22 protein-coding genes are annotated in these 26,602 nt (G+C 55.5%); 4 read left to right on the top strand and 18 right to left on the bottom strand.

The window, feature by feature from the left end:
* Positions 1-273: 273 nt before the first annotated feature.
* The 7 genes from IDH45_RS03505 to IDH45_RS03475 form a co-directional block, all read right to left on the bottom strand.
* Positions 274-1,815 carry a HEAT repeat domain-containing protein gene (locus IDH45_RS03505; RefSeq protein WP_190924687.1) on the bottom strand — a complete coding sequence of 514 codons (1,542 nt, stop codon included), beginning with the start codon at positions 1,813-1,815 and terminating at the stop codon, positions 274-276.
* Positions 1,816-1,927: 112 nt separating this feature from the next.
* Complete coding sequence (locus IDH45_RS03500; RefSeq protein ID WP_190924685.1) at positions 1,928-2,785, bottom strand: AraC family transcriptional regulator; 858 nt, start codon at positions 2,783-2,785, stop codon at positions 1,928-1,930.
* A gap of 18 nt (positions 2,786-2,803) precedes the next feature.
* The gene (locus tag IDH45_RS03495; protein ID WP_190924683.1) at positions 2,804-4,342 is read right to left on the bottom strand and encodes a coproporphyrinogen III oxidase; all 1,539 of its coding nucleotides are present in this window, start codon (positions 4,340-4,342) and stop codon (positions 2,804-2,806) included.
* Between the two features lie 205 nt (positions 4,343-4,547).
* Entirely contained in the window at positions 4,548-4,724 is a 177-nt protein-coding gene (locus tag IDH45_RS03490; RefSeq protein ID WP_190924681.1) for a hypothetical protein, read from the bottom strand.
* 126 nt (positions 4,725-4,850) lie between these two features.
* Positions 4,851-5,663 carry a (2Fe-2S)-binding protein gene (locus IDH45_RS03485; RefSeq protein ID WP_190924680.1) on the bottom strand — a complete coding sequence of 271 codons (813 nt, stop codon included), beginning with the start codon at positions 5,661-5,663 and terminating at the stop codon, positions 4,851-4,853.
* A gap of 98 nt (positions 5,664-5,761) precedes the next feature.
* Entirely contained in the window at positions 5,762-6,202 is a 441-nt protein-coding gene (gene dtd / locus IDH45_RS03480) for a D-aminoacyl-tRNA deacylase (protein ID WP_190924678.1), read from the bottom strand.
* A 39-nt stretch (positions 6,203-6,241) separates the two neighbouring features.
* Positions 6,242-8,428 (bottom strand): RelA/SpoT family protein, encoded by a 2,187-nt coding sequence (locus IDH45_RS03475; protein ID WP_317891135.1) that lies wholly within the window; start codon positions 8,426-8,428, stop codon positions 6,242-6,244.
* 218 nt (positions 8,429-8,646) lie between these two features.
* Here IDH45_RS03475 and uraA point away from each other — a divergent pair, with 218 nt between their 5' ends.
* Entirely contained in the window at positions 8,647-9,918 is a 1,272-nt protein-coding gene (gene uraA, locus IDH45_RS03470) for a uracil permease (protein ID WP_190924674.1), read from the top strand.
* Positions 9,919-10,122: 204 nt separating this feature from the next.
* Here uraA and IDH45_RS03465 read toward each other — a convergent pair whose 3' ends face one another.
* The 7 genes from IDH45_RS03465 to IDH45_RS03435 all read right to left on the bottom strand — a co-directional run bounded on the left by IDH45_RS03465 (position 10,123) and on the right by IDH45_RS03435 (position 19,201).
* The gene (locus tag IDH45_RS03465) at positions 10,123-11,757 is read right to left on the bottom strand and encodes a S8 family serine peptidase (RefSeq protein ID WP_190924672.1); all 1,635 of its coding nucleotides are present in this window, start codon (positions 11,755-11,757) and stop codon (positions 10,123-10,125) included.
* An 830-nt stretch (positions 11,758-12,587) separates the two neighbouring features.
* Positions 12,588-13,100: an adenine phosphoribosyltransferase gene (locus IDH45_RS03460; protein ID WP_190924670.1), complete on the bottom strand. Its 513-nt coding sequence runs from the start codon at positions 13,098-13,100 to the stop codon at positions 12,588-12,590.
* Positions 13,097-15,526: a single-stranded-DNA-specific exonuclease RecJ gene (gene recJ, locus IDH45_RS03455; RefSeq protein ID WP_190924669.1), complete on the bottom strand. Its 2,430-nt coding sequence runs from the start codon at positions 15,524-15,526 to the stop codon at positions 13,097-13,099. Before recJ ends, IDH45_RS03460 begins: the two co-directional genes overlap by 4 nt.
* Before the next feature lie 33 nt (positions 15,527-15,559).
* Positions 15,560-16,510, bottom strand: coding sequence for a cation diffusion facilitator family transporter (locus IDH45_RS03450; RefSeq protein ID WP_190924667.1), 951 nt, complete (start codon positions 16,508-16,510; stop codon positions 15,560-15,562).
* 42 nt (positions 16,511-16,552) lie between these two features.
* Positions 16,553-17,467: a protein translocase subunit SecF gene (gene secF, locus IDH45_RS03445; protein ID WP_190924666.1), complete on the bottom strand. Its 915-nt coding sequence runs from the start codon at positions 17,465-17,467 to the stop codon at positions 16,553-16,555.
* Positions 17,457-18,689 carry a protein translocase subunit SecD gene (secD, locus tag IDH45_RS03440; protein WP_190924664.1) on the bottom strand — a complete coding sequence of 411 codons (1,233 nt, stop codon included), beginning with the start codon at positions 18,687-18,689 and terminating at the stop codon, positions 17,457-17,459. The genes secF and secD overlap by 11 nt, the downstream gene beginning before the upstream one ends.
* A gap of 218 nt (positions 18,690-18,907) precedes the next feature.
* Positions 18,908-19,201, bottom strand: coding sequence for a post-transcriptional regulator (locus IDH45_RS03435; protein WP_223836335.1), 294 nt, complete (start codon positions 19,199-19,201; stop codon positions 18,908-18,910).
* Positions 19,202-19,394: 193 nt separating this feature from the next.
* Between IDH45_RS03435 and spoVB the strand changes: the two genes are divergently transcribed.
* On the top strand, positions 19,395-20,951 hold the full coding sequence (spoVB, locus tag IDH45_RS03430) for a stage V sporulation protein B (protein ID WP_190924663.1): 1,557 nt from the start codon (positions 19,395-19,397) through the stop codon (positions 20,949-20,951).
* A 35-nt stretch (positions 20,952-20,986) separates the two neighbouring features.
* On the opposite strand, the gene IDH45_RS03425 is transcribed toward spoVB, so the two are convergent.
* Positions 20,987-21,703, bottom strand: coding sequence for a DUF421 domain-containing protein (locus IDH45_RS03425; protein ID WP_190924661.1), 717 nt, complete (start codon positions 21,701-21,703; stop codon positions 20,987-20,989).
* 162 nt (positions 21,704-21,865) lie between these two features.
* On the opposite strand from IDH45_RS03425, the gene IDH45_RS03420 reads away from it, so the two are divergent.
* A complete protein-coding gene (locus IDH45_RS03420; protein WP_190924659.1) occupies positions 21,866-22,255 on the top strand; it encodes a TIGR04086 family membrane protein in 390 nt (129 codons plus the stop codon).
* A gap of 115 nt (positions 22,256-22,370) precedes the next feature.
* Positions 22,371-23,198, top strand: coding sequence for a phosphatase PAP2 family protein (locus IDH45_RS03415; protein WP_223836333.1), 828 nt, complete (start codon positions 22,371-22,373; stop codon positions 23,196-23,198).
* Between the two features lie 94 nt (positions 23,199-23,292).
* Here IDH45_RS03415 and IDH45_RS03410 read toward each other — a convergent pair whose 3' ends face one another.
* The 3 genes from IDH45_RS03410 to IDH45_RS03400 form a co-directional block, all read right to left on the bottom strand.
* Positions 23,293-24,648, bottom strand: coding sequence for a DUF455 family protein (locus tag IDH45_RS03410; RefSeq protein ID WP_190924658.1), 1,356 nt, complete (start codon positions 24,646-24,648; stop codon positions 23,293-23,295).
* A 183-nt stretch (positions 24,649-24,831) separates the two neighbouring features.
* Positions 24,832-25,728 carry an AraC family transcriptional regulator gene (locus IDH45_RS03405; protein WP_190924656.1) on the bottom strand — a complete coding sequence of 299 codons (897 nt, stop codon included), beginning with the start codon at positions 25,726-25,728 and terminating at the stop codon, positions 24,832-24,834.
* A gap of 65 nt (positions 25,729-25,793) precedes the next feature.
* Entirely contained in the window at positions 25,794-26,600 is an 807-nt protein-coding gene (locus IDH45_RS03400; protein ID WP_190924654.1) for a sugar phosphate isomerase/epimerase family protein, read from the bottom strand.
* Positions 26,601-26,602: the final 2 nt, after the last annotated feature.

The raw sequence follows: 26,602 nt of genomic DNA, 5'->3' as shown, positions 1-26,602 counted from the left end.
CCATCCTATTCCATTGTAAAATGACATTCAAAGTGTAACACAGATCGGGGGTTTCCGGCAAAATTCGGGCAAAATGACGAAAATAAGCCCGTTTTGGGCAAGTCGGCGCATGCAAAAAAAGCAACCCGGCTTTCCTCATCGTAAGAGGACGGCCGGGTTGGTTTCGGACTTGATGGAACAGCAGGAATCACAGGATTACTCAGACAAGTCGCATACAAGGCTGGCAATTCGTCCGGAAGCAGAGCGAACTCCGCTTCCCCCGCCGCCCTCCGATTACGGATAAAACGTACTGGCCGGAGTCGTGGTCGGACACCAGCGGGAGACGCGCAGAAACCGCAGCAGCGCATCCTGGGCTTTGGCCGTCCCGATATAATACAAGGCGTCGGCCGCATGAGCCCGGACATACCGGTTGTCGTCGTCCAACGCTTCGACAAGCGAAGGCACCGCATCTTCCGCCTGCTCTCCCCATTTCGCAAGCGACAACCCTGCCATAAAGCGGACTTGGGTGTCGTCGTCCTGCAGGGCGTGCGCAAGCGCCTCGACACTTTCGCTGCCGGATTCATAACCGGACCTATACGCTCCGGCTGATCCGAGCGCATCGACGGCGGCCTGACGCACCTTCACGGATGCATGGCTTAACAATCCGGCCAGCGCACTTACCACGTCCGCCGACGAAGCCGCACACGGCTGCTCGCCAAGGGCAAACGCCGCATGAACGATTGTCTCTTCGCGCTCGCTGCCTACAGCCTCGGTCAGTTCCCGGACCACCCCATGCCCGGCCGCGGACAGCCCGTAACCCGCTTTGCGCGAAACCGGCACACTGCCGTGCTTCAAGGCGCGAAGCAGCGCCTCCGATCCTTCCTCTCCCATGCGGGCCAAGCCATAGGCCGCATTCAGAGCGACCGGCTCGAACGAATCTTCCAGCGCCCGCTCCATAGCCGCGACGGCTCCATAAGACGCAGTTGCAGCCCCCAGCATCCCCAGCCGGTCAGCTGCGTCCACCCGCCGCTCCGCTTCTTCCGACCGCAGCTCCTCCAGCAGGCCGGCAATTTCCTCCGCCGTTCCGCCGCTTGCGGCCGTCAAACCGTCGTCGCTTCTGCCCGACAGCCAGTTCCAGGCGTCTGTCCACATCGCCTCGTGCCGATAAACCGGCGTGCTGAACGAAGAGGGGGTTATCCACAACGCTTCCCGGTTATCCCAGCTCGGTTCGGCCGGAGCTTGCGTGCGCATAAATTCGAATTTCAGCATGAACCGTTCCTTGCCGAGCAGATTGGACGTCGACCGGTGCCATATATCGTAATGAATCAGGACAAACGTTCCCGCCTGGCCGGCCGCCGTTACCTCGCCGTCGCTGTCGTCCGCCGCGAACGTGCGGGTATCGTAATTTTGCGTGCCGGGCATGACCCCTGTCGGTCCAAGCTCCACCGGCGTATCCTGCGGGAAATACATAATCATCGCCCACCACGGACGGTGATTGCGCATTTTATGGTAGCCCCAGTAGCTGTCCTTATGCCAGCCGCCCGGTTTCGGAGAGTTGTTGTAATGCCCGTGGCGGTGCGAATGCATCATATACCCCGGGCCGAGCACGCTCGTTAGAGCGCCTGTAACGACCGGATGCTCGAATACCTTCTGAAGCTCGCGAATCCGAGGCAGCAAGTTGTTGCCCGGATTGCCTTCGGTACGGTACACTTCGCTGAGCCGCTCCAGCAGGCTCTGATGAAACTGTGGCGAGAAGTCGGTTTTCAGCAATAAGTACCCTTCGGTAATAAACTGTCTCATCTGATCGTCGTTAAGCAGTTGCATCGGTTTCTCCATCGGAGTTCCCTCCACCTCATAGTTTTGGCTTCACCTTTACTATGGCGGAATACGCCGAACAAGAGAATGGAGGAAGTTCACTCCCATTTGCACAAAACAAACCTGTTTTCCGCTAATCCTCCGCACCGTGCCGTTCCTGCAGCAATCTGCGGTAATCCGACGGCGGCAGCCCGGTATGCTTCTTGAACACCCGGGAAAAGTAGTACAGCTCCATGCCCACCTGCCGGGCGATCTCCGATACCGGCTCCTCGGTCGCCGTCAGCAGCGACATCGCCTTCTCCATCTTCATTTTGTGCACATACTGAATCGGCGACGTGCCGACCAGCTCGCGGAATAAGCGGATCAAGTAATTCGGGTGAAAATGGACGAGCGCCGCGAGCTGGGGAACCGTAATATTGTCATGCAGATGGCTCTCGATATATTTCAATACGAGATTCAAATTCCGGATGCCGCTATCTTCCTGATCCGCCCGGAACATCTGCCGGCCTTCGACCGCACGCTCCAGATAGAGACTGACAATCTCCAGTAGAACGGATTTCTGCATAAGCGCAGCGGTAAACTGCCTGCTGTGGTAATGTTCGATCAGTTGCTCGAACAACCGCGACAGCCGCTCTTGGTCCGTGACATCGATGTGCGAAGGCACTCCGGTCAACCGGAACAGGTCGGTATCGCCGATTTTGGCCGTGAAGTGGCACCAATATTTGCCGAAACCGTTTTCATTTATCGTGTAATAGGACTGCTTCACACCCGAAGGCATTACGAACAGCTGACCGGGACGGGGATAATGAGGCACCCCGTCGATGACGAGGCAGCCTTCCCCTTCGCGGATGTAATAAAACCGGTTGAACTCCGGAACGAAGTTCATCTGCCGCCACTTCGCATCTACTTTCGTATACGCCGCGATCGACACCTGAACCTGCACATTGTCCAGCAAGCTCCCGAGCCGGGAGAGCGATTTGGTCGTTTTCATCGGAATCTCCCCGCCCGCTCAGCGGCTTACCGTTTGTCCGTAAGCGTCGTCCAGCAGCCGCATTTTTTTATCGAAATATTCCTTGTACGCCTGATTGTACACCGACGGCTCCTTCGGATTCGGAAACCGCTCGATTTTTTGCTGCTCGTTGCCTTCCGCGTCGTATACGGCCGGATACAGCACTTTGCTGACCGCGCCGCAGCCCAGCCCGATAATCGTCTGCCGCTCCTCCATCATGAGGATGTTGTACAAGCTGTCCCGGTCGCCGAGGGCGTAACCGACGTTCTCGAGGTTGCCCAGCATATTCTTCTGCCGGTACATGTAGTACGGATGATAGCCGTTCTCTTCCATAAACCGGTTCGCCATCTTCATCATATCGGCGATCTCGTCCCGCTCCGCCACTTCGTACTGATCGCGGTTTTTGGTCATTCGCGATGCCCGCTTGAACGACAGCGTATGCACGGTTAACGATTCCGGGAGCAGCTTGGCCGTCTCGTCCAGCGTATGCTGGAATTCGGGAATCCCTTCGTTCGGCAGACCGATAATGAGGTCCATATTAATATTGTCCATCCCCATCTCGCGGGACAGGATGAACTTCTCGATCGTTTCATCGACAGTATGGTGGCGCCCGATTTTATCGAGCGTAAGCTGGGTGAAGCTTTGCGGATTGATGCTGATCCGGTCGACGTTCCATTTTTTCATCACCTTCAGCTTATCCGGCGTTATCGTGTCGGGACGGCCCGCTTCAACCGTCAGCTCGCGCACTTGGTCCATATCCGGAATCGACTGATGCATCGTTTCAAAAAGCGCATCGATCTGCTCGGCGGTTATGCTCGTCGGCGTCCCCCCGCCCCAATAAATCGTCGTTACGGTCAGTCCGGTCCGCTTCAGCCATTCGCCCGTCTCCCGGATCTCGTAGTGCAGGCCGTCCAGAAACGAATCTACGGACCCGTTGTTGCCGCGGATATCGTAAGCCGGAAACGTGCAGTAGGCGCATTTCGTCGGGCAGAAAGGAATGCCGATATACAAGCTGACTTCGCGGTCCAGCTCGAACAGATCGGGGATCACCTGGAGCTGCCGCTCCACGATGTCCGCCAGCAGCTTCGCCTTCTCGTCGGTAAGCAAATATTCCTCCTGCAGCTGGCGTACGCTTAACTCCCGTCCCTGCTTGCGGACCATATTGTGCATCAGCTTCGTCGGGCGCACCCCGGTGAGCACGCCCCACGGCTGCTCCAGTCCGGACGCTTCCTCGAGGACGCGCAGCAGCGCCGAGCCGACGACGCGCTTCAGCTCCCTCCGGCGCGCTTCTGCAGCTCCGCTTCGCAGCAGCCTCCGTTCCGTGTGCGACCAGGCCGCTCCCGATTCCGGACGCTCCAAATAAGCCCGAACCTCGGCCTCGGCTTCTACGCCCGCGTCGGCAAGCTCCAGCGTCATCCGCAGCTCGGCGTCATCCGCCGGCTCATACACAAGCTCCACTTCTTCGTAAAACAGCTTCCATATATGATAAATATCCATTTGATAGTCTGAAAATCCGATCTGCCTGATCTCAACCTTCATCTCGCGTATCACCCTCCGATCGACGTACCGCCGCCTTAAGCGGCCAAACTGTTATAACTAGATAAGTGTACCACAAGTGAAAGCGCCAAGGAATGTTTGCGGCGTTCCGGGAACCCGGACGGATACCGGGTACCGGGATAATCGGGAACGACAAAAAAACCGCCCCTTCCGCTGATGCGGGCAAGCTGGCGGCGATTTTGACGGGTTAAGCACGCGGAGGCTTCCTCGACGGATGTTTGCCCTGAACGTGACCGGTCGCCCACTCTTCGGCCGCTTCTGCGGCGAAAAAACTGTGCATCATCCCGGCCGATTCGTGAGTATCGTTGTGCAGCAGCCGGTTTCCGGGCTCCAGCATAACGGTTTCCTTGCGGGATCGGCGCATCTGATCGACTCCTTGAGCGAAATGTACTATCAGTTTCCCCAAGAGTGCGATATTTCATAATACGCCTGATGTTTCACGCTACGCCCATTCCTTGCAAGTACCGGATTACCGCTAGCAAACCGTCCGCTATTTCGCAGCGGCAACCGGAACGGCCGCCTTTTCGCTTTCCCTTGCTTCCAGACGCCGCTCGGCCCGCTCGCTTTCCTTGATTCGGGGACACGAATAACAATAACGGCCGCCTTCCGTCCGGTAATACATACAGCATGAATTTTTCATCCGCATCTGCTTGCACGGGTCTTTCAAATCTTCGATCCAGCGAATTTTGACGTCGAACGGACTCCGGGTCTGACCGAATGTGCCGCCCTCGATGTGACGGATCAGAAACTCATAGTCGGCGGCAATCGTTTCTTTAACCGTATCGTTATTCTCCGCAAGCATCCACTGCTCCGTGCTGTAGTTGAACCGGGTCGGCAGCAGCCCCCACAGATGCGGCAGAGGCATACCCGCGGCCTTGGACGCCGCTTCATATACAGGCCGCACCGTTCCGCTGTACAAAGCGGAGAGGACCTCTGCGAGCCAGATCCTGCGCTCGTTCCCACCCTCGGGAGCGCGCTGCTCGGACCAACACGCCAGCTGGAAGGCGACTCCGTACCTTCCTTCCTCCATCTCCACGAGCTGCACCGTTATATTGTCAGGCGACACATCAAAGGCGACGTCATGTACCGATACCGCGTATTGCAAAGCCAGACTAACGTTCCCGAACTGGGCGCAAAAATAAGCGGCTGCCGCCGTCCGGTCCAGCGCCTTCATCAGCGGCGAATACGCTTCGAGCAATTGCTCCATCGAGCTCCCGAGGGGCAAGGCGGATAACGGTACGGAATACACGACGTGCCTTGTGCCTTCCATGCCGATGTTGAATTTGTGCAGCGATTCGATCATGACGTCAATCCCTTCATACACGCGAATTCGAAATTGATAATCATTATCATATTATCAGCGAACTGGCGTAATATCAATACGCAAACAAAAAAGAACCGTTACCGGCTCTCGATTACGAGCGTAACAGGTCCTGAGTTCGTCAACTGCACATCCATCATCTCTCCGAAAATACCGGTTTCCACCTGCAGACCGTAACTGCGGAGCAGCTCATTAAACTTGTCGTAGAGCGGCTTCGCCTGCTCTGGCCGGGCGGCGTCCATAAAGTTCGGCCGCTTCCCTTTGCGTACGTCGCCGTACAGCGTAAATTGCGATACCGACAATACCCCGCCGCCGACGTCGAGCACCGATACATTCATCTTGCCTTCCGCATCCTCGAAGATCCGCAAGCCGGCCAGCTTCTCGGCCAAATAACGGGCGTCCTGCTCGGTGTCCTCATGCGTAACTCCGACCAGGACAACGAGCCCGTGCCCGATTTGGCCGACCGTCTCTCCGTTCACGACTACACGCGCTTCTTTGCTTCTCTGTACGACTATCCTCATGGTGTTTGCTCCCTTGGCCGATCCGCATTCCTTCGGCCCCTAGCTTTGCATAATCCGCTGAACCGAATATACGTCCTTCACCCGTTTAATCTTTTCTACAACCGATTGCAGGTGATCGATATTTTTAATCAGAATCGTCATATGAACGATCGCCATCTTATTTTTGTCGGACCGTCCGGACACGGCGGAGATAACCGTCTTGCTCTCCGATACGGCTTGCAGCACTTCGTTCAGAAAGGCGGAACGGTAGTGGCCCGTAATCTCGATCTCGACGTGATAGTTCGCTTCGACCGCAGTCTCCCACTCGACATCGATCATCCGGTTCAGATCGTCCTCGTCGCCTGTCGGAATGTTCGTGCAATCCGTCCGGTGAACGGACACCCCGCGCCCGCGGGTAATGTATCCGATAATATGATCGCCGGGAACCGGATTGCAGCATCGTGCGAACCGGACGAGCAGATTGTCCACGCCCTTGACCCGGACGCCGTGAGTCGGACGGCTCTTTTTCTCCGTCGAGCCTTTGACTTCCTTCACTTCGCTCGTCAGCTCGAGCGCGTTCGCCTGGGCTTCTTCGTTCTCGCGGCGAATCTTGTCCGTCAGTCGTGTACAGATCTGGGCAGCGGTAATGCCGCCGAAGCCGACAGCCGACATCATATCTTCGATATCGTTGAAGTTGAATTTGCGGGCAACCTCCATCAGGTTGTCATCGGTCATCACGGAAGGAGGCTCCAGCCCGAGCCGCTTCAGCTCGCGTTCGATCCCTTCCTTGCCCTTCTGGACGTTCTCTTCCCGCTTCTCCTTCTTGAACCACTGCTTGATCTTGCTCCGGGCGTGCGAAGACTGGGCGATCTTCACCCAATCCTGGCTAGGTCCGTACGAATGCTTGGACGTTAAAATCTCGACGATATCGCCTGTATTCAGCTTATAATCGAGCGGTACGATTCGTCCGTTCACCTTCGCACCGACCGTGCGGTTGCCGATCTCGGTATGAATCCGGTACGCGAAATCGAGCGGAACCGAACCTGCCGGCAGCTCGACGACTTCCCCTTTGGGCGTGAACACAAAGACGAGATCGGAGAAAAAGTCCATCTTGAGCGACTCCATAAACTCCGCCGCATCCCGCGTATCCTGCTGGAGCTCCAAAATTTCGCGGAAAAAGATCATCTTGTCCCCGAAGCCGCCGGACGGCACCATCGAGCCTTCCTTATACGCCCAGTGGGCGGCGATCCCGAACTCGGACGTCTTATGCATGTCCCACGTGCGAATCTGCACCTCAAGCGGCTCACCGCTTGGTCCGACGACCGTCGTATGCAGCGACTGGTACATATTCGGCTTCGGCATCGCGATATAATCCTTAAACCTGCCCGGCATCGGCTTCCATAACGTGTGGATAATGCCGAGCGTCGCATAGCAGTCTTTGATATTGTCCACGATGACCCGAATCGCAAGCAGGTCGTAAATTTCGTTGAACTGCTTGTTTTTGGAGGTCATCTTTTTGTAAATGCTATAAATATGTTTCGGCCGGCCGGAAATATCGCCCTCGATCCCCATCTCGCTGAGCTTGCTCCGGATATTGTCGATAATCTCTTCGATATATTTCTCGCGCTCGGTCCGTTTTTTCTGCATCAGGTTCACGATCCGGTAATATTGCTGCGGGTTTAAGTAACGGAGAGCGATATCCTCCATCTCCCACTTGATCGCCGAGATCCCGAGCCGATGAGCGATCGGACAGAAAATCTCAAGCGTCTCGTCGGCGATCCGCCGCTGCGCTTCCTCCGACTGGAACTTCAGCGTTCGCATATTGTGCAGACGGTCGGCCAGCTTAATCAAAATCACGCGTATGTCCTGGGCCATCGCCACGAACATTTTGCGGTAATTTTCGTTTTGCTGCTCTTCCTTGGACTTGAATTTAATTTTCTCCAGCTTGGTCAGCCCGTCGACAAGCATCGCGCACGTTTTGCCGAAATGCTTCTCCACCGCCTGGAGCGATACCGTCGTATCTTCGACCACGTCATGCAGCAGGGCGGCGATGACCGAAGTGACATCCATCTGCATATTCACTAAAATTTCGGCAACGGCCAGCGGATGTAAAATATACGGTTCTCCCGACTTTCGCACCTGTCCGTGGTGAGCTTGCTCGGCAAAGTCGTAAGCTTCCCGAATCCGTACGAGATCGCTTTGTTTTAAGTAGGTTGCCGCGCGTTCCAGTAACTGCTCAATGCCCATCTTATATATACCTTCTCCTGCCATACGTTCGTTTCTCTACATTATGCCTTTGAATGGGGACGACGTCAACTGCAACGCGGAAGCAGAGCGGATCGGGGCGGGCGAATGAAACGTTTACAAGCCCTCAAGAAAACGGATGATATTTCGACACATTTCTGCTATTCTATTTGATGGCATTCCAGATGTCGAAAAAACTATGTGTGTAAGGGAGATGTACTATGCAGCAACGCGTCATTCAGGTGGACGAGCGCCCTCCGCTGCTCAAGAGCATACCGCTCGGCCTGCAGCATCTGTTCGCGATGTTCGGCTCCACCGTCCTCGTTCCGTTTTTGTTCAAGGTTGATCCCGCTACGATTCTGCTTATGAACGGAATAGGTACGCTGCTTTACTTGTTTTTGTGCAAAGGCAAAATTCCGGCTTATCTCGGCTCCAGCTTCGCTTTTATCTCGCCCGTGTTCGTCGTGCTCGGAACGCAAGGGTACAGCGCTGCGCTGGGCGGGTTTATCGTAGTCGGTCTCGTCTTCATCCTGTTCGCCCTGCTCGTCAAATCGGTCGGCACCCGCTGGATCGACGTCGTGTTCCCGCCTGCCGCGATGGGCGCCATCGTAGCCGTGATCGGGCTGGAGCTCGTTCCGGTCGCAGCCGGCATGGCCGGGCTGATTCCGGGCTCTGACGCGCCGGCGGACTGGGCGCTCGATCCGAAAACCGTAACCGTTTCCCTGTGTACACTGGCTATCACCATTATCGGCCAAGCGATGTTCCGCGGCTTCCTTAAAATCATCCCGATCCTGATCGGCATGGTCGTCGGTTACGGGCTGGCCGCCTGGATGGGTCTCGTTTCCTTCGGCAAAGTGGCGGAAGCGGATGTGGTCGCCTTGCCGACATTCTACACACCTACATGGGATTGGGCCAGCATTATTATCATTCTCCCGGCCGCGCTCGTCGTCATCGCCGAGCATATCGGGCATCTGATCGTAACCGGCAATATCGTCGGCAAAGACTTGACGAAAGATCCCGGTCTGGACCGCTCCCTGCTCGGCAACGGGATATCTACCGTGCTGTCCGGGTTTGTAGGCTCTACTCCGAATACGACTTATGGCGAAAATATCGGCGTCCTCGCGATCTCCAAAGTGTACTCGACCTGGGTCATCGGCATTGCGGCCGTATTTGCCATCGTGCTTTCGTTTTTCGGCAAATTGGCGGCGTTGATCAACACGATTCCGGTTGCCGTTATGGGCGGCCTTTCGCTGCTCTTGTTCGGGGTTATCGCCGCTTCCGGCATTCGGATGCTCGTCGAGAGCAAGGTGGATTATTCGAAGCCTTCGAACCTTATCCTGACGACGATCGTTCTCGTGATCGGGATCAGCGGAGCCAAGCTGACCCTGGGCGACTTCGAACTGAAAGGGATGGCGCTGGCAACCGTCGTCGCCATTCTGCTGAGTTTGTTCTTTAAGCTGAGCGATCTGCTAGGGTTATCGAACGAGAAATAACATTGTATGCAAGTTAAAACACGATCCGTGCCTAAGGCAAAGATCGTGTTTTTTGATAGTTCGGATAATAAATTGTATTAAGACAATAAAGAGATAATGTGGTACTGCGTTAAATTGATCAATTAAAAACATTCCCTACTAAAAAAGCTGCCTCTTCTATTCCGCAAACAAAGGGCATTCGTCGTGGCACAGGCTCACTGCAAGTTAAGGAGAGAGGTAGCTGGCCCATTGCCTCCATTTCCGGGCGATATGAACTCGCCCACACGTACTCCGCTCCGAGTAAATCCCCTGCTCCTCCAGCCACCTGGGCTCCGGCTCGAATTGAATGCCGGTTATTGCTACCAGCGCAGAGCACCTTGCTGCGAAGATGGATACCCGTTCGTGAATGGCATCGTCCTCTATCCCGCTTAGCAGCGGTTTAACGAATGCTTCGTCCCGGATATTACCGGCCAGCTTAATGGCGCAATAGCGAATATCCAGGTCGCTGTCCGAGAACAACCCGGCAACTTCATCCTTCAGCTGGTGATGGAGACCCGGACTTCGGCTTAACGCAAAGAGGGCGGCCATTCTCACAAATCGGCTGTCATCATGGAGAATGCGGCAATAGTCTTGGATGGAGAGCGCTTCCTGGTAAAACGCCAAAGCCGTTATCGCTGCGGCACGGACCCGGCCCGACCTGCTGCCGGTTAGGAACAATACCTGTTCCTGCGTCTCAGGAAATATAGGAGCATCGCAGTAAGACAATAGAGCAGCCGAAGCGATGCTCGTCTCTTCCTGAGCCTTAATTGCTTTCAAACGCTCGAAGCTGTCTTTCTCCTTCCAACTGCACCATAACGTGTACGGCGGATCGCTTTCCTCAACCGACGTATCGGCATGAATAGCCGCCTTCACATCGACTAATCCGGCATGCAGCTCTGTCCACTGCCCTACCACGGCGGAACTTTCTACGATGGCGGCTTTTACTTGTCCGGCTGTCCAGCTTGGCTGCGCTTGCCATAGGCAGGCTGCACATCCGAGAACAATCGGCGCGGCAAACGAAGTGCCCTCTGTTCTCGCGTACCCTTCCGGCAGGTTGTCGAACCGAGCGGTAAAGTGGCTTTGACGCTCTTCCAGCGAAACAAATGGCGCAGGCAGCACGATGTTTTTAGCCGGCGCTACTATTTCCGGCACCCATTTGCCCTCGAACGTCGTCCCTCTGCACCCGTAGTACGGTTTCGCGTAACGAATATCGGCATCTTCCGGTACGATCACCCCGCCGACCGATAATACGGATGGCGATGAAGCCGGACCGTTGCTCGTTAACTCTTGCGTATTGCCCGTAGCTGCAACAACGAGAAGACCGTCAGCAGCCAGCTTCTCGCACCCGATCCGAATCGGGTCCGCCTGCCAGGGAAGAAGCCCCGTATCCCGGGTCGCCGCGATCGTTACTACGACTCCGCGTATGCGATACCGGCGCCAGTTCAGGTAAAGCCAGTCTAATGCAGCCGCGATTTTGCATTCGACATCCTGATCGGTATTCAGACGGCCGGTCTCCAGCAAGTAAAGGTCGGCATCCGGCGCAGATCCGGTATACAGACCTTGGGAGATCAGACCCGAACCGGCCGCCGCAGCTGCTGCAGCCAAGCCATGCCTTCCCCTGGTCCAAGGACCGTCGTCCGCCGTCATTAATGAAGGGACCGGATCAGGCTCGGACGTTTTTACGAGGTACGTGTTTCGCCGGGAAGTGGCCGCTATATCGGGATGATTCGGGAACCGGCCGTCTACGACGGCAATGCCTACTCCTTTGCCAGTGAGATGATGCGGAATTTGTAGAAAATTGCGAATCGAAGGCCATGTCACAGACGTGCCCCTCCTCTGTTTTTATTTCCCGGAAAATAAACCGGGTGTTTCCTTGTTACTTCTTCTTGTTACTTCTTCTAATTACCGTTTCTTGTAACTGTTTCTCGTTACCGCTTTTTACAACCGTTTCTTGTAGTCCTCCTCAGCTGCGATTCTTCTCCAAAAAGGGCATGACGCCCATAGCCGGCGTAATACTTGGCACGATGTGGCATGACCACCCTGTCTAGCACGATAAGAGCGGTTTGGACCTCTTAATTTACAATATCCGCCTAACTTACAGAAAATAAGTGCGGTTTGAAGCTCTTATTCCAGCAGTTTCGCTGAAAACGCGCCGTTTTTGGTTATTTAGCAGTTGCAAACCGCTCTTATTACCGCTTCGAAGCAAATTTCCAAACGAATAAGAGCTCCAAATCGCTCTTAAGCCTACAAGTTTTTCAAAACGCTGCAGCCGAACACGAACGTCCGCACCCCGGCCTGCCCCTGGTTCGTTCCTTTGAGGCCCCGGCTTCGGCCGACTCCGCCTACTGGAAAAACGACAGCAGAAACAGCGCGTTCCGCTCCAGATCCCTGCAAGCCGCAATAGCCGGTTCTGCGCTTCCCAACCTTTGGTTAAACTGCGAAAGACTCGGAGTCCGGGCTGCTCGCAAGAGCAACAAATCATCCTTCATCCTTCGGCGCGGGCCGCTCGGCACTATCAATCTGCTTGTAAATGTAAAGCAACAACCAGCGTTCCACCTAACCGGCAACAGGAACGGCCGACAAAAACGCCCGTGCTTCGGTCCCGGGCATTACTGCCGTTCAGGACCACCGCACGGGCGTCTTGTGTAAAATCAATACTGGACCAGCGATTCGATCTCGATGCCGCCCAGCTTCTCTCTACCGTTCAAATAAGACAGCTCGATCAAAAACGTCGCGCCGACAACGTCGCCGCCGAGCTGGCGGATCAGTTGGAGCGTGCTTGCGATCGTACCTCCTGTTGCAAGCAAATCGTCCGCGATCAATACCCGCTGCCCCGGTCGGATCGCATCTTTATGAATGGCAAGCTTATCTTTGCCGTACTCCAGATCGTAGCCGACCTCGATCGTCTCACCCGGCAGTTTGCCGCTTTTGCGGATCGGCACGAAGCCGACGCCCAGCGCGTAAGCGAGCGGAGCGCCGATGACGAAACCGCGCGCTTCAGGCCCTGCGACCAGATCGATGCCGCTGTCCCGGTACCGCTGCGCAAGATGATCGATAACTTCCTTGTAGACCGGACCGTTGTTCAGCAGCGTCGTAATGTCCTTGAAGCGGATACCCGGTTGCGGAAAGTCGGGAATGACGCGAATATGCTCTTTGAGATTCATCCTGTTACCTCCATCATACGTTTCGATTGAACGGCCAGCCGGTCCGTAATCCAGTCCGTCAGCTGCTGCGCGTTCGAGTAGACGAGCACTTGCTCGACCTCGCCGCGCTGCTGACGGCTTTGATAAGCGGGCGATTCGGCAAGATCCCGCTTCTTGGGTGATGCCGCCGTTTTGCAGACAGATCCCATCTTATCGATAAATTGCAATTCTTCAAAAACCGTGAGCATAAACCGAATCAGTCCTTCGGATAATCCGGACTTTCGGCGAAGCGGCTCAAGAAACGAGATGTTCCGCTCATCCCACTCGCCCTTCCGGATCGCTTCCTGGTACAGCGCCTTAAACGTGTCTCTCGACGGTAGTGCAGCGTAATCGCGGTCCCAATCGGCAAATGCGGCGTAAATCCGTTTCGCCCGGCACACTGCCAGCGCCGACTCCAGACGTTCCAGCCGGTCCGGGAGCGTAACGATCAGCACATCGTCGGCTTCCGCGAGACTGGCCGACTTGGCGGCCGCATTTAGAGGGATCGCCCCCAAGCTGCCGTCCATCGCCCACAACCCGCAACTGATCCGGTCCGGATCGATCAGCTTCGAGGGCGCACCCGCTTCTACGAGAATCGCCTCGCGCCCGGGCCCGCCCGGCTCTTGCCGTACCGCTCCGCACGTATCCGCAAACTTGTCTACGGTCATCTTGGCCCCGCGCCAATCGAATACTTGCACATGCGGCACCCGCATATCCTGAATGACGATTTGCGGCTTGCGGACGCCGTTCCACTCGTTAATGCCGAGCTCCCCGAGGATGTCGATCCTCGCCGTCGGCGAGATAAGCTCCAGCATGGCTCCGCGCCCGAAGCCTACCGCCTCTACCGTGCCTGGAGACGAACCTCCCGGCTCGGTCAGCATCAGCTTCAAATGCTGTTTGTCTTTGCCGAGCGCCCGCTTCTCCTGGACATTTAATCCCGACAAGACGAACCTGGGGGCCGGATTGCCCATTCCGAACGGGGCAAGCGCCTCGATCTGACGAATGATATCCACGGTCACGTCAACAAGCGTGAAGTCCGCATCCGCCTGAATTAGCGGCACGAGATCCTCGGCAGTCAGCCATTGTTCGGCAAGAGCGTTCAAGGCTGCGGCGAATTCGTCCAGACGGTCGCGATGAATCGTCATCCCTGCCGCCGCCTGATGTCCGCCGTAATGATCGAGAAGCCCCGCAGTATGGGTCAGCGCCTGATAAATATCGTATCCCGGAATCGAACGCGCCGAGCCTTTGGCCAGCCCCGTAGCCGGATCGATCGCAAGGACGATTACCGGCCGGTAGAAGCGCTCCAGCAGCTTCGCCGCCACGATTCCGATTACACCCACGTTCCAGCCTTCCGCCGCCACTACGATCACTTGGCTGGAGAAATCGGGATCTTTGCGCGTCAAGACGTCCAGCGCTTCCTTCGTCATCTCTTCGACAATCCGCTGACGCTCCTTGTTCAGCAAATCGAGCGAAGTCGCTATGAGCTCCGCTTCCTCGGGATCGTCAGTCGTCAGCAGCCGTACGGCGTCCGAAGCATGCTCGAGCCTTCCGCTTGCATTAATGCGAGGCGCCAGCGAGAAGCCCAGATGCGTGGAGGTAACCTCCTTATCGCCCGCTCCGGACACGTCCAGCAAAGCCTGAATGCCGGCGTAAGCGCTATCCTGCATCCGCTCCAGGCCAAGCTTGACGATCACGCGGTTCTCTCCGACAAGCGGCATCAAATCCGCCACTGTACCGATTGCCGCAATTTCCAGCAGCTCCTCGGGAAGCTCCTCGAGCAGCGCGTGCGCAAGCTTGAACGCGACGCCTACCCCCGCGAGCGACTTAAACGGATACGGGCATCCGGGTTTCTTCGGATTCAGAATCGCTACGGCATCCGGCAGCAGCTCCGGCGGCTCGTGATGGTCCGTAACGATGACGTCGATGCCACTCTCCGTCGCATAAGCGATCTGCTCGCGGGCGCTGATTCCCGTGTCAACGGTTACGATAAGCGATACGCCGCTTTGCTTTGCGAGGTCGATTGCATTGACATTCAGACCGTACCCTTCGGTGGCCCGATGCGGGATATAGGTATCGAATTCCGCGCCGAGACGGCGCAGCAAATGCACCATAAGCGAGGTGCTGCTCACGCCGTCCGCGTCGTAATCCCCATATACTCTTATTTTCTCTCCGGCTTGAAGCGCGCTTCGAATCCGCTCCACCGCCCGTTCCATGCCATCGAGTAGAAAAGGATCATGAAAATGATCCTTTCCCCCTTTGAGAAACCGCCTGGCTTCTCCTATATCGGTAATGCCTCGGGCAACCAGCATACCTGCGATGACGGGATGAAGCTTCAGCTCCTTCGCCAGCGACTCGGCGACATGCCGTTCGATGCCGTTTACTTTCCACCTTGCCTTCGGTTGAAGCATAGTTGCCTCCCCCTCCCTACTTCCGGCTTCTCCTCAATGCAGCAGCGTCGGGAAGTCGGGATGCTCCGAACTGACATCCTTGTACGGATATCCCGGATCGTATGGATTAACATGAATGAATACGTCCGACACATGACTGAATTTGCTGAGAAGCTGGTGCTTCACCGCTTTTCCGATATCGTGGCCTTCGCTGACCGTAATTCTCGGATTCACGCTGATTTTAATGTCTACGATCACATAATGCCCATGCTCGCGGGCGCGCAGTTCATTGACCGTAATTACGCCTTTGACCCGCTGAGCCGTATCCAGCAGCTCTTCGGTATCTTCCTTGTGAAGCACATGATCGATCGTCTTGTGAACCGATTCCATCACGAGCTTGTATCCCATCCGCAGCACGAGCAAGGCGACGAACAGTCCCGCCAGCGGGTCCAGGTAGTACAGAAGCGGCTGGTTCATATAAGCTCCGAGCACCGCTCCGCCTACGCCGATCAGGACGGCCACCGACGACATTACGTCGGTTCTGTGGTCCCAGGCGCTGGCGATAAGCGCTTGGCTCGAAAGCTTCTTTCCAAGACGAAAATTATAGTGGAACAAAAACTCTTTGACAACGATCGAGATGCCTATAGCGATAAGGGCGAATTCTTCGGGAGCTTGCGTCACTCCCGCGTACATCGTTTTGACGGAATTGATGCCGATCTCGAGCCCGACCAATAGCAACAGCACCGATACGATAATTGCGGAAACCGATTCCGCCTTGCCGTGTCCGTACGGATGGTCCCGATCGGGCGCGCGTCTGGCCGCCTTCAGCCCGATCAAAACCGCAATCGATCCCGCTACGTCCGAGGCCGAGTTGGCCGCATCCGCAAGCAATGCTTTACTGCCGGACAACCAGCCGAAGATCCCTTTCAAGACCGCGAGCGCGATATTTCCGATAATGCTAAGCCAAGCCGCAAATTGCGCTTTTTCGAAACGCTGCTCCGACATATGGCCCCCCCTTACATGTTGAAAACGCTCCTTCAGCCGATATTACGAATTCGCTTTGGCAGGCGCTACTTTACCGGATCTCAGCGTAGCCCGCTTAAGCAGATACCACAGCGGAGTAGCGAGACAAATCGAAGAGTACACGCCGCTTACAAGCCCGATCAGCTTCGCCAGCGCGAACAGCTTGATCGATTCGCTGCCGAACAGGTACAAGCAGACAGCTGCGATAATTACTGTGACGACCGTATTGATCGAGCGGCTCATCGTCTGCCAGATGCTCGTATGAACGAGCTCGGCCAGATCGCCTTCGCTTTTAAGCTTGGCAAACCGCAAGTTTTCGCGAATCCGGTCCAAAATAACGATCTTGTCATTGATCGAATACCCGATCGTCGTCAGCACCGCGGCTACGAACGGAAGGTCAACCTCCAGACGGAAGATCGAGAAGATCGCGATAACGAAAAACGCGTCGTACAAAATCGTAACGATCGCCGACAGCGCAAACCGCCATTCGAAGCGGATCGTGACGTACAAGCTGACCGCAATACTGGCGACGGCTACGGCAAGAATCGCTTTGTTCTTCATCTCGTTAGCCATATCCGGGGAAACGGTATTGACCTCGTGAGACACTTGATCACCGTAGGTGCCCGTAAAGGCGGTTATCACTTGCTTGACCTGCTCTTCGGTCAGCACCTCATCGTACCTGGCCGAGAAGCGGTCGTTGTTGCCTCCCATCGTCAGGATAACCGGGTTCAGCCCGGCGTCTCCGAACACTTTCTCCACCTGAGCTCGATCCGTCGTTTTGCCGAGCGCTACGTCCAGCGACGTGCCCGCCTTGAAATCGACCCCGTAGTGCAGTCCCGATATGAGCAGGATCACAATCCCGATAATGGTGACGAGCAAGGAGGCGCCGAAAAACAAGTTCCGGTTTTTGACAAAGTCGTACCGATTTTTATAGTTCACGGATGTCCGCCTCCTTTACTCCGAAATAAACCGGCTTTTTGAACAAATTGCTGCGGACAAGCAAGGTGATCAAAAAGCGCGAGAACAATACGTTGGTCAGCATGCTGATCAGAATGCTCACGATCATCGTCAGCGCGAATCCGCGGATGGCGCCGTTACCGATATAATACAAGACGCCGCAGGAAATGATGTTGGTAATGTTGGCGTCCATAATTGTCCGGAACGAATGCTTGTGACCGGATTTCAGAGATGACAGCAGGCTTTTGCCGCTGCGAATCTCTTCCTTGACGCGTTCGAACTTGATGATGTTGGCGTCGACCGCCATCCCGATCCCGAGAATGAGTGCCGCGATGCCCGGAAGCGTCAGCGTGGCGTTCATCCAATAAAAGACGAGCAGCACGAGCCAGGTGTACGTGATCAGCGTAATCGCCGCCACGATGCCCGGCACGCGGTAGAACACCACCATAAACAGCAGGATCAGCAGCGAGCCGATAATGCCGGCCTTAATCGTCTGCTCCAGCGACTGCTGTCCGAGCGTAGCGCCGACGGACTGGGTATATTTCTCCGTTAGCTTCAGCGGAAGCGCGCCCAAGTTAATAATATCCTTCAGTTCTTTGGCTTCCTCGTACGTGTAGCTGCCGGTAATCGTCGCCTTGCCGTCCGTCAGAACCTGCTGAACGACCGGAGCGGACAGCTGGGTTTCGTCCAAATAAATCGCCAAGGGTTGTCCGAGCAAACGCTGGGTAATCTCGGCGAACTTGGCTTTGTCCTTCACTTCGATGGAAATGATCGGCTGATTCGTCTGATTAAAGCCGACCTCCGCCGCGCCTTCGACGAAATCGCTCCCTACCATTTCTTTCTTGCCGTCCGGCCCTCTGAAGGTCAGCTCCGCCGGCTTGCGCAGAAGCGCCCGGACCTCTTCTTGGTTCTCCACGCCGGCCAGCTTGACGCGAATCCGGTCCGTTCCTTCCGTAGTAACTTCCGGCTCGGCTACTCCGCTTGCGTCTGCGCGCTTGGCGAGACTTTGTGCGGTCTGGACCAGAGAATCGCGCGTTACTGCTTTGCCTTCATCGATCGGCTCGGCTACGTACAAAATTTCAAAGCCGCCCTTCAAATCCAATCCGAGTCTCACCTTGGACAGCAATCCCGGGCTTGACCATGCTACGACGCCTAGAGTGATTACCACGATAAGCACAAATGCCGCCAATCGCTTCATATTCATGTGAGCGACTCCCTTCCATACTCAATATTCCTATTATAACCACCGTCTAAAATCGAGTCAATTTGACAGCCGGGCGTGCACGCTCCGGCCAAAAAACGTCAAATCCGCTCTTTCCTTCCTGCTGCGGGCACCTCTCTCCAGCGCCGTATAACGCCCCCCGCCGCACCCGCGGACCTGACCGACACATAGTCCCCCCGTCACAAAAAAAAGCCGCGCTTCTATTCGAAACGGGCGTCTTGGCGGTATATGCTCATCGTCATCCAGTTCATAAACGAAGTCGCTTTGAGCGATAAAATGTCGTTAACAATCTGGTGAATTCTTGGGGTTCCCATTTTGGCATATTTGTCGCTTACGCAGTCCCAAATCTCTTTTCCGGTCACGTGTTCGTACCCGATCATCCGGAATTCCTCCGCTTTGCTGCGGCACAGCTGCTCGATCGTTTCATTTAATTCTTCTTCGGATAATCCGGGCTCATCCATCTGCTCGGTTGGTTCGTAAGCGTCCTCATCCATCCTCGTATTCCTCCCTTGACCGCTTCTACGCTTCCGGGCCCATGTACGTCCTACGCTTTCTGTATTCGCCGCCGCCGACCCGATTCCTTCCGCTCCCGCCTCTCTTCCTAAATTTGTTGCATGAGCTTGTGCCTTGTCCGCATATTCATGGAGATAAGACTGTCCATCCCACAATGGAAGGATGTAGCACCGCTTGAGGAAGCAATCGTTCATCAAAGGGACTATGATTCTGCTTGCGGCCGGCATCGTAAACCGGATACTCGGCTTCGTTCCGCGCATTACGCTTCCGCGAATTATCGGCGCCGAAGGGGTCGGGCTGTACCAGCTCGGCTATCCGTTCATGATCGTGATCATCACGATCATCTCAAGCGGCGTCCCCCTGGCCGTAGCTAAACTTGTCGCGGAGGCGGAGTCGGAAGGCAACGAGCGGAAAATCCGCTCCATCCTGCGCGTCTCGCTTGCGATCACCTGCGGTCTGGCGGTATTTTTCACGCTGTTCTGCTTATGGGCGGCTCCCTGGATTACGTCGCGGCTGCTGACCGACCCCAGAGTGTACCATACCTTTATGAGCATGTGTCCGATCCTGCCGATTGTGGCGCTCTCCGCCGTATACCGCGGCTATTTTCAAGGCCGCCAGAACATGATACCGACCGCCTTGTCCCAAGTCGTCGAAACGCTCGTTCGGATCGCCGCCATGCTGACGCTCGCATATCTGTTCCTCCCTTACGGGGTCGAATGGGCGGCAGCGGGCGCGATGATTGGTGTCGTCATCGGCGAGCTGTTCGGAATGCTGGTGCTGCTGATCAGCTTCAGTCGCGATAAAACGCGCAAACAGCTTGGCGCCGCAAAATCCGTCTCTGACGGCGGCGGCCCGAGCGGCGAGTTCCGGCTGGGCAAGCTGTTCTCCATCGCCGTGCCTGTCACCGCCAGCAGGCTGGTCGGCTCCACCTCCTACTTGCTGGAGTCGATTCTGATCGCGCAAAGTCTCGCCGTCGCAGGAGTGGCGACAGCGGTTGCGACTGCTCAATACGGGGTGCTGCAAGGGATGGTGATCCCGATTCTGCTTATGCCCGGCGCGCTGACGTATTCGCTCTCGGTTTCCCTTATTCCTTCGCTGTCGGAAGCCGCCGCACGAGGCGATATGAAGACGATTCACAAGCGGCTTCACCAGTCGCTCAGGCTCGCGCTCGTCACCGGAGCCCCGTTCGCCGTTCTCATGTATGTATTGGCCGAACCGCTCTGCTACTATTTGTATAACAACGCCGAGGTCGGTAAAATGCTGAAGATGATGGCGCCCGTCGCCATGTTCCTTTATTTCCAAAGTCCGCTGCAGGCTACCCTGCAGGCGCTCGACCGGCCCGGAAGCGCCCTGACGAATACGCTGATCGGCGCTGTTGTCAAGCTGGCGCTGATCGGTTACCTCGCCTCGCGTCCGCAGTGGGGCATACTCGGCGCGGTCGTAGCGATCAACGCCAATATCGCTTTGGTAACGCTGCTTCATTGGCATAGCGTAACGCGGATGCTCAAATTCCGGATGAAAGGAGCAGACTATTGGAAAACCGGGCTGGCCGCCGCCGTCATGGGAACGATTTGCTACTTTATGATGAATGAAGCGTGGTACGACGATCCCCTCGTCCGGTTCATCGCGGCAAGCGTGGCAGGCGTCGTCATTTACCTGATCAGCATCGTCGCTTTGAAGCTGGTCGACCGCAGCGATTTCTCCCGGATTCCCTGGATCGGCAAAAAATAGTGCAAAAAAGCCGGTTCCGATGGCGAAGCCGGCTTTTATTTTCTCTTTTTGTCCAGGTACATGCGTCCCCGGTGATCGATCGAGCAAAAGAACACTTCCTTGAAATCGTAAACTCCCTTAGACTGTATCTGGTTTTTCAGCCAAAATCGCGTCTTTCCCATTTTCATCAAATTTTCGTCCTGAACTTTGCCGTCCATGATTAACGGCATTGGCAGCCCTTCGTACCGGAAACGCGGCTCGCCGCTCCCGTCATCCTTCTGTGCGGAAGGTTGCTGCTTCTCCGGCTCCACCGCATCCTGCTCCGTCTGCTTCTCGATCACGGACAGCTTGCCCGACGTCTCCAGCACGGCGAATTCGACATCGGCCATATTGGTCACCTGGCGTTCCCTCAGTTGCATAAGCAAGTCGTCGAGCGTATACCGCTGTCTTCGCATCTCCTCCTGATTCAGGATGCCGTTTTCGATCAGATAGCTCGGTTTTCCGTCGAACCAGGCCCGTGCTTTCTGATTTTTGAGCGTCACGTAAGCAAGCATGATCTGAATCAGTACGAGCGTGACCATCGGCAGTAGACCGTTTACGATCGGCAATTGCGGATCGTCGATAATAAAAACAGCGATTTCGGCAATCATGATGGAGATTACCAAGTCAAATATGGACAGCTTGCCGATCTCCCGCTTGCCCATCAGCCTCAGAATGACAAACACCACGAAGTAGATCAGCACAGTGCGCCAAAAGATGGTGAAAAGCTCCACAAGACCAACTCCTCCGCACGTTTTGATTTCATTGCTATTCTGACCGCCCTTCTTCCTCCTCATGCAGTCCCCGCTTGCTCAATAATTGCCAAAGCCTTGTACTAATCCGGTCAAGTCGCCCATACAATGGTTACAAACTAGGATAAAGAGGTGCATGTCCGCATGAACCCGATCTCGAAAGTTCCTCGGATTCGCATTACCTCGCCGCTGCTGTCCGGCATCGTGAATGCTTTCGTCTGGCTGTGCGTCGGGGCGGTGTTCACATCGTTGGTCGTATCCATGACCGATATGAAGGAGCAGACGCTTACAACCGCTGCTTTTCTTATTCATGGAATCGCCTCCTTGTTCGGAGGATTTTCCAGCGGCAAACGTTCGGAAAGCAGAGGCTGGTATCATGGCGCCATTCTCGGTGTGCTGTACACGCTCATCGTCGTTCTTGTCGGTTTTTTGGGCTTCGACGCCGGACTCGGTAAGGATACCGCCGCTTTGCTCCTGATCGCGATCCCCGCCGGTGCGGTCGGAGGCATGTTCGGCGTTAACGCCAAAAAGTAAGCGCAAGCAGGCCACGGTCAGGTAAAAGTAGGAGCATTTCGGCACACCCCCGGATATGATATACTGGTTGGGTCCAAGTCGCGGCAGCCACACATCGATGTAGGGGGATTTGTTTTTGTTTACGTTCCAGTCCATGACCCACGTGACCGTTCTTATGGCCCTGACCGTGTATGTTTTATTGTTTTTCTCCTTGAAGAGACATCCGTTATACCCGTTTCATGCGGCCGGAGCGTTTGTTCAGGAGCTGTTTACGAAGCGCAAATATTTGCTTCATTTTCTGGGCATCGCCGTTATTTTATTTTTCAATAAAATCGAGATTTCGATTGAGAACAGCATGGTGGTCCAGCATGCCGACTTTACTCCGAGCATCTACAGACTCGAAGGCGAATTTGTCGCTCTGTTTCAGAAGCTGTTCGAGAATAGTTACTTGACGGCAGGGCTGAGCTTTTTTTATGTCGTCGTGTTTACGGCAATCATGGTCGCTTCCCTGTTTCTGTATACGTTTGAGGGCGAGCACAAGTTGTTTTACGCCGTCTGTTATGCGCTGATGATCAATTATATGATCGCCATTCCGTTTTATTTGTTTTTTCCGGTTACCGAAGTGCATGCGTTTAACCCGAATGTCCGTTTTCTTATGCTGGACGCCTTTCCATCATTCGAGACGGAATACCGGCGGCTGTCAGATCTGGACAACTGCTTCCCGAGTCTTCATACGTCCTTGTCGGTATCGATGGCCGTAATCGCGCTCCGTTCCCGGAATAAGTTCTGGAAAGTATTCGTTCCGGCAAGTGCGGCTATTATTATTTTCTCGATTTTTTACTTGGGCATTCACTGGCTGACCGATATGGCCGGAGGCATGGTGCTAGGGCTGCTCGCGTCGCGCATCGGACTGCGTCTGGCTGAAGGCAGATCGCTGCTTGCAGGGGCCAGGATCGGGAGATAACGCTGCACACCTGCGGCACAACCCAACACAAAGAGGAGCGCTCCGCTTGGCATCGGAACGCCCCTCTTTTTTGGGCTGCGATTTTCGTTTTCGTTTAATACTTGTCGTATTGCAGATCCATCGTCGCAAATCCGCAAAACTCCGGAAAATGATCGAGTACCCGGTTAACTTCCTCCGCGCTGTACCCCATCTTCTGTAAATGCATCTGCTTCGCCTTCCGTTCGACCGACTGGGCGGTCACCAGATCGTCGATGTGCTCGTACATTTTGGCTCCCCACTTTTTGCCGAAATTCACATGGAGCCGCTCGTCGGCAATATCGTATTCGGACTGAACGGAGGACATCGGATCACCGTGTTCCAAAAACGAGTCGATCGATTTCCGTTTCTTAATAAAGGAACAAGGCTCCATCACCATCGTCAGGCTCGCATAAAATTCGGGGAACGCGCCTTTAAAATTGTATCCGGACAGCACCGTACAAGGATGCCAGGCGAACTCTTCGGTCTTGTACCCCATCTGGAGCAGCCGGCGTACGCCCATCTGGCTGTGCCGCACCTCGTCCCACGTATGACGGGCAACATCGTAGTAAAAGTCCATCGGCATCCGGAGGACGCCGTAATACAAATAAGTCATCGTCTCGGCCGCGGACATCTCGCTCGCATTAATAAATACCATATGCTTGACGCTGCCGTGCGTCGGAGATTTCGGATCGAACATCGCGCTTTTGTACTTGGTCAAATCGACGAGCGGATAACGCGGATCGACGGCCGCTTTGGCAGGTACCGGCCCTGCCGGCTTCTCCACTTCGTAAACCGGGAAGTCGGGAAAACCGGCCTTCCCTTCCGGGTCCGACGTTGTGTCCATCGCCTGCCACAAAGTCCGGACGAACTCCAGCCACCCGGATAAACGGATACGCTGTTCGGGATCGTCGATATAGGCAAACTGGGCATAGCCGGACACCCACTCGGTCAGCTCGGACCGGTTCATCTCGATGATCTTGAGCCGGTCAATCGTCGGAGCGTCCAGAATCGGGTCAAGCGTCATGCGAAGCCGGCTGTACCGGTTATACAGCTGGGTCAAAATATAAAAATAAGCCGCCGCAAACGCCTCGGTGGAATAAGCGATCGACATTCGCTGGAACGCCTCGCCGACGTTCTGCGGAGTCCACAATTTCCCGCCGACTCCCCGGCCCGGCAGCTCGTCAATCCGGGCTTCAAGCAATTTCATATGCTCCGTGTGCAGATAAGCTTGCCTGACGAGCCGTCCCTTTACTTCCCAATCTGGAAAAGCGGACACCCAGCCCATCGCCAGGCGCGAGCATTCGAATTCGATCCAGTACAATCCTTTCAGCCGGTCGGCCACCTCAATCGGACGCATAATCCCCCGGCCCGCTTCTCTGGCCTGCTCCAAAAAACTGTAATCATTCAAATCCACTTCAAAATGGCTGTCCATGCAAACACCCCACTCGATCGGTTATGCTTCTATTGTATAAGGTGCAGGGCTTCATCAATTGCACAATGGTAACTTTCGATTGCACGGCAGTATTTAATGCAAATTGGGTGTGCGGTTCACGCGCTGCTGCAAGACGAGGAACCGGGCCGCTTCCGCGCCCCGGCTCTCTGCTCCTCTATCTAGCTACATCCCGCTGTCCGGCAAATGTTTAAACTCGCCCGGCGTCATTCCCGTCGCTTCCTTAAAAGTACGGATAAAATGCGGGGAATCGTTGAAGCCCGCACGAAGGGCGATCTGCGTAATTGATTCGTTGCTGGAACGCAGCATTTCCTTGGCCCGGATAATCCGGTGCATAATAATGTACTGATACGGCGTGTACCCGGTGAGCTGCTTGACCAGCTTGTAAACATAAGAACGCGAGACGTGAAACTTCTCCGTCAGCTCCGGGATGTCGACCCCCTCGCAGCACCGCTCCGAGATATAGGCGGTCATCCGCTCTGCGATCTCGAGCATCTCGGCAGCGGCCCGCTCCTTGACGACGCACGAGTCTTTCGTCCGGGCGAGTTGCAGGATCAACTGGAGCAGCAACGTTCTCACGTACAGCTCGAAGCCTTGCCTACGCTCTTTCAGCTCCGATTCGAGCTGCTGCGTAATAGGGTGGATGTGCTGCAGCTCCCGGCTTGCTATCGAGAATTCCAGCGTAATGACGTCGTCCCCGGGAAACCACGACTCATACACGGCCGCGATCTCCGGCTCCGCTTCGATCAACCGCTGCAAATACGATTCCTCGATCGACAAAATCGCACGGTTGTAGACCGATTTTTGCGCCGGATGGAAGCGATGGTATTTGAGAGGCGGGATGATCACAACTTTGCCCGGATAAACGCTGAATTCCCGGTCCTCCACCCGGATCATCCCCCGGTTTGAGAACGTAAAGTGAAACTCGAAGCCGCGGTGGGCGTGAGCCGCACGCATCGGCGTCGTATCGCTTTTATGCTCGCAATAGACGGGAAACAGGTCGAGTGATTCATTAAAATCGTGATCCACAAAATCGGAAGAAGGCTGATCCATCTTGTTCATTCCCGGTTCGCACCGCCTTTATCCTTACTCCGCTTATCCTTATCCTTGCGGGGGAAACCGCTTCGTTACTCCCACCGAATCCGGCGGAAGCGATCGCGGTAAGCGTCCCCCATCCATTTGCACACTTGCCACAGATCGGCCAACGGCTGTCCGGTGTACGGCAGCGTATGCAAATACTTCGGCGGTCCGAACTCCGGATCGAAGGTCACGATTCTCTCACCTCTGGCATAATGGCTGCGGCAAATTTCGTCCCACCACGCTTCGTGCGCTTCCCGCTCCTGCGCGTATTCCGGCGCCGCCGGGTCGGGAACCTGCGGACCGTGGCGGAATCCGACCCGTCCGTGAATATGAATTGTCCGGCTGATCGCCAGCTCCACGTTGTCCCGCTGATCCTCCAGGAGCGTCTCCGATACGACGACCCAATGACTGAAATCGGCGGTCAGCTTCATCTCCGGAAATTCCTTCAGAAGCGCCGCCGTGCTCCATGCCGAATAAGTGGCGCGGTTGCGGTGGGTCTCGTGGGCGACGGGAATCGGAACGTCCCGCTCCGCTTTCATCGCCTGCTCGAAAAACGCCCGCTGCTCGTCGAACGGCATCCAGTCTTTGGCGCTGTGCGAATTGACCTTGAGCGGCTCCAGCTCGCAAGCCCGGTTCAGCCTATCGCGAAATGTAGCCGCGTGGTCGCCGTCCGTGTACATCATCGCGATATAATCAAGACCGTACCGCTCCAACAGCCGGCGGAATCTCGGAACGTCCTCCTTGTCGGGGACGAGGCACTCCACTCCGTCATATCCCGCTTCGGCGATCCGCTCGATTTGTTCTTCCAGCGTACCGGTCATGCCCCACAATGCTTTGAATAGTTTCAACTCCATCT

The organism is Paenibacillus oceani, assembly GCF_014705615.1.
Taxonomy (GTDB): Bacteria; Bacillota; Bacilli; order Paenibacillales; family NBRC-103111; genus Paenibacillus_AB; species Paenibacillus_AB oceani.
Note: the sequence above shows the minus strand (reverse complement) of the source record. Positions and strands in the feature narration are given on the sequence as shown.

Bases quoted from the DNA above. Each gene is read 5' to 3' on its own strand.
- IDH45_RS03505 (WP_190924687.1), bottom strand. From the start codon at position 1,815: ATGGAGAAACCGATGCAACTGCTTAACGACGATCAGATGAGACAGTTT.
- IDH45_RS03500 (WP_190924685.1), bottom strand. From the start codon at position 2,785: ATGAAAACGACCAAATCGCTCTCCCGGCTCGGGAGCTTGCTGGACAAT.
- IDH45_RS03495 (WP_190924683.1), bottom strand. From the start codon at position 4,342: ATGAAGGTTGAGATCAGGCAGATCGGATTTTCAGACTATCAAATGGAT.
- IDH45_RS03490 (WP_190924681.1), bottom strand. From the start codon at position 4,724: ATGCGCCGATCCCGCAAGGAAACCGTTATGCTGGAGCCCGGAAACCGG.
- IDH45_RS03485 (WP_190924680.1), bottom strand. From the start codon at position 5,663: ATGATCGAATCGCTGCACAAATTCAACATCGGCATGGAAGGCACAAGG.
- dtd (WP_190924678.1), bottom strand. From the start codon at position 6,202: ATGAGGATAGTCGTACAGAGAAGCAAAGAAGCGCGTGTAGTCGTGAAC.
- IDH45_RS03475 (WP_317891135.1), bottom strand. From the start codon at position 8,428: ATGGGCATTGAGCAGTTACTGGAACGCGCGGCAACCTACTTAAAACAA.
- uraA (WP_190924674.1), top strand. From the start codon at position 8,647: ATGCAGCAACGCGTCATTCAGGTGGACGAGCGCCCTCCGCTGCTCAAG.
- IDH45_RS03460 (WP_190924670.1), bottom strand. From the start codon at position 13,100: ATGAATCTCAAAGAGCATATTCGCGTCATTCCCGACTTTCCGCAACCG.
- recJ (WP_190924669.1), bottom strand. From the start codon at position 15,526: ATGCTTCAACCGAAGGCAAGGTGGAAAGTAAACGGCATCGAACGGCAT.
- IDH45_RS03450 (WP_190924667.1), bottom strand. From the start codon at position 16,510: ATGTCGGAGCAGCGTTTCGAAAAAGCGCAATTTGCGGCTTGGCTTAGC.
- secD (WP_190924664.1), bottom strand. From the start codon at position 18,689: ATGAATATGAAGCGATTGGCGGCATTTGTGCTTATCGTGGTAATCACT.
- IDH45_RS03435 (WP_223836335.1), bottom strand. From the start codon at position 19,201: ATGGATGAGGACGCTTACGAACCAACCGAGCAGATGGATGAGCCCGGA.
- IDH45_RS03420 (WP_190924659.1), top strand. From the start codon at position 21,866: ATGAACCCGATCTCGAAAGTTCCTCGGATTCGCATTACCTCGCCGCTG.
- IDH45_RS03410 (WP_190924658.1), bottom strand. From the start codon at position 24,648: ATGGACAGCCATTTTGAAGTGGATTTGAATGATTACAGTTTTTTGGAG.
- IDH45_RS03405 (WP_190924656.1), bottom strand. From the start codon at position 25,728: ATGAACAAGATGGATCAGCCTTCTTCCGATTTTGTGGATCACGATTTT.
- IDH45_RS03400 (WP_190924654.1), bottom strand. From the start codon at position 26,600: ATGGAGTTGAAACTATTCAAAGCATTGTGGGGCATGACCGGTACGCTG.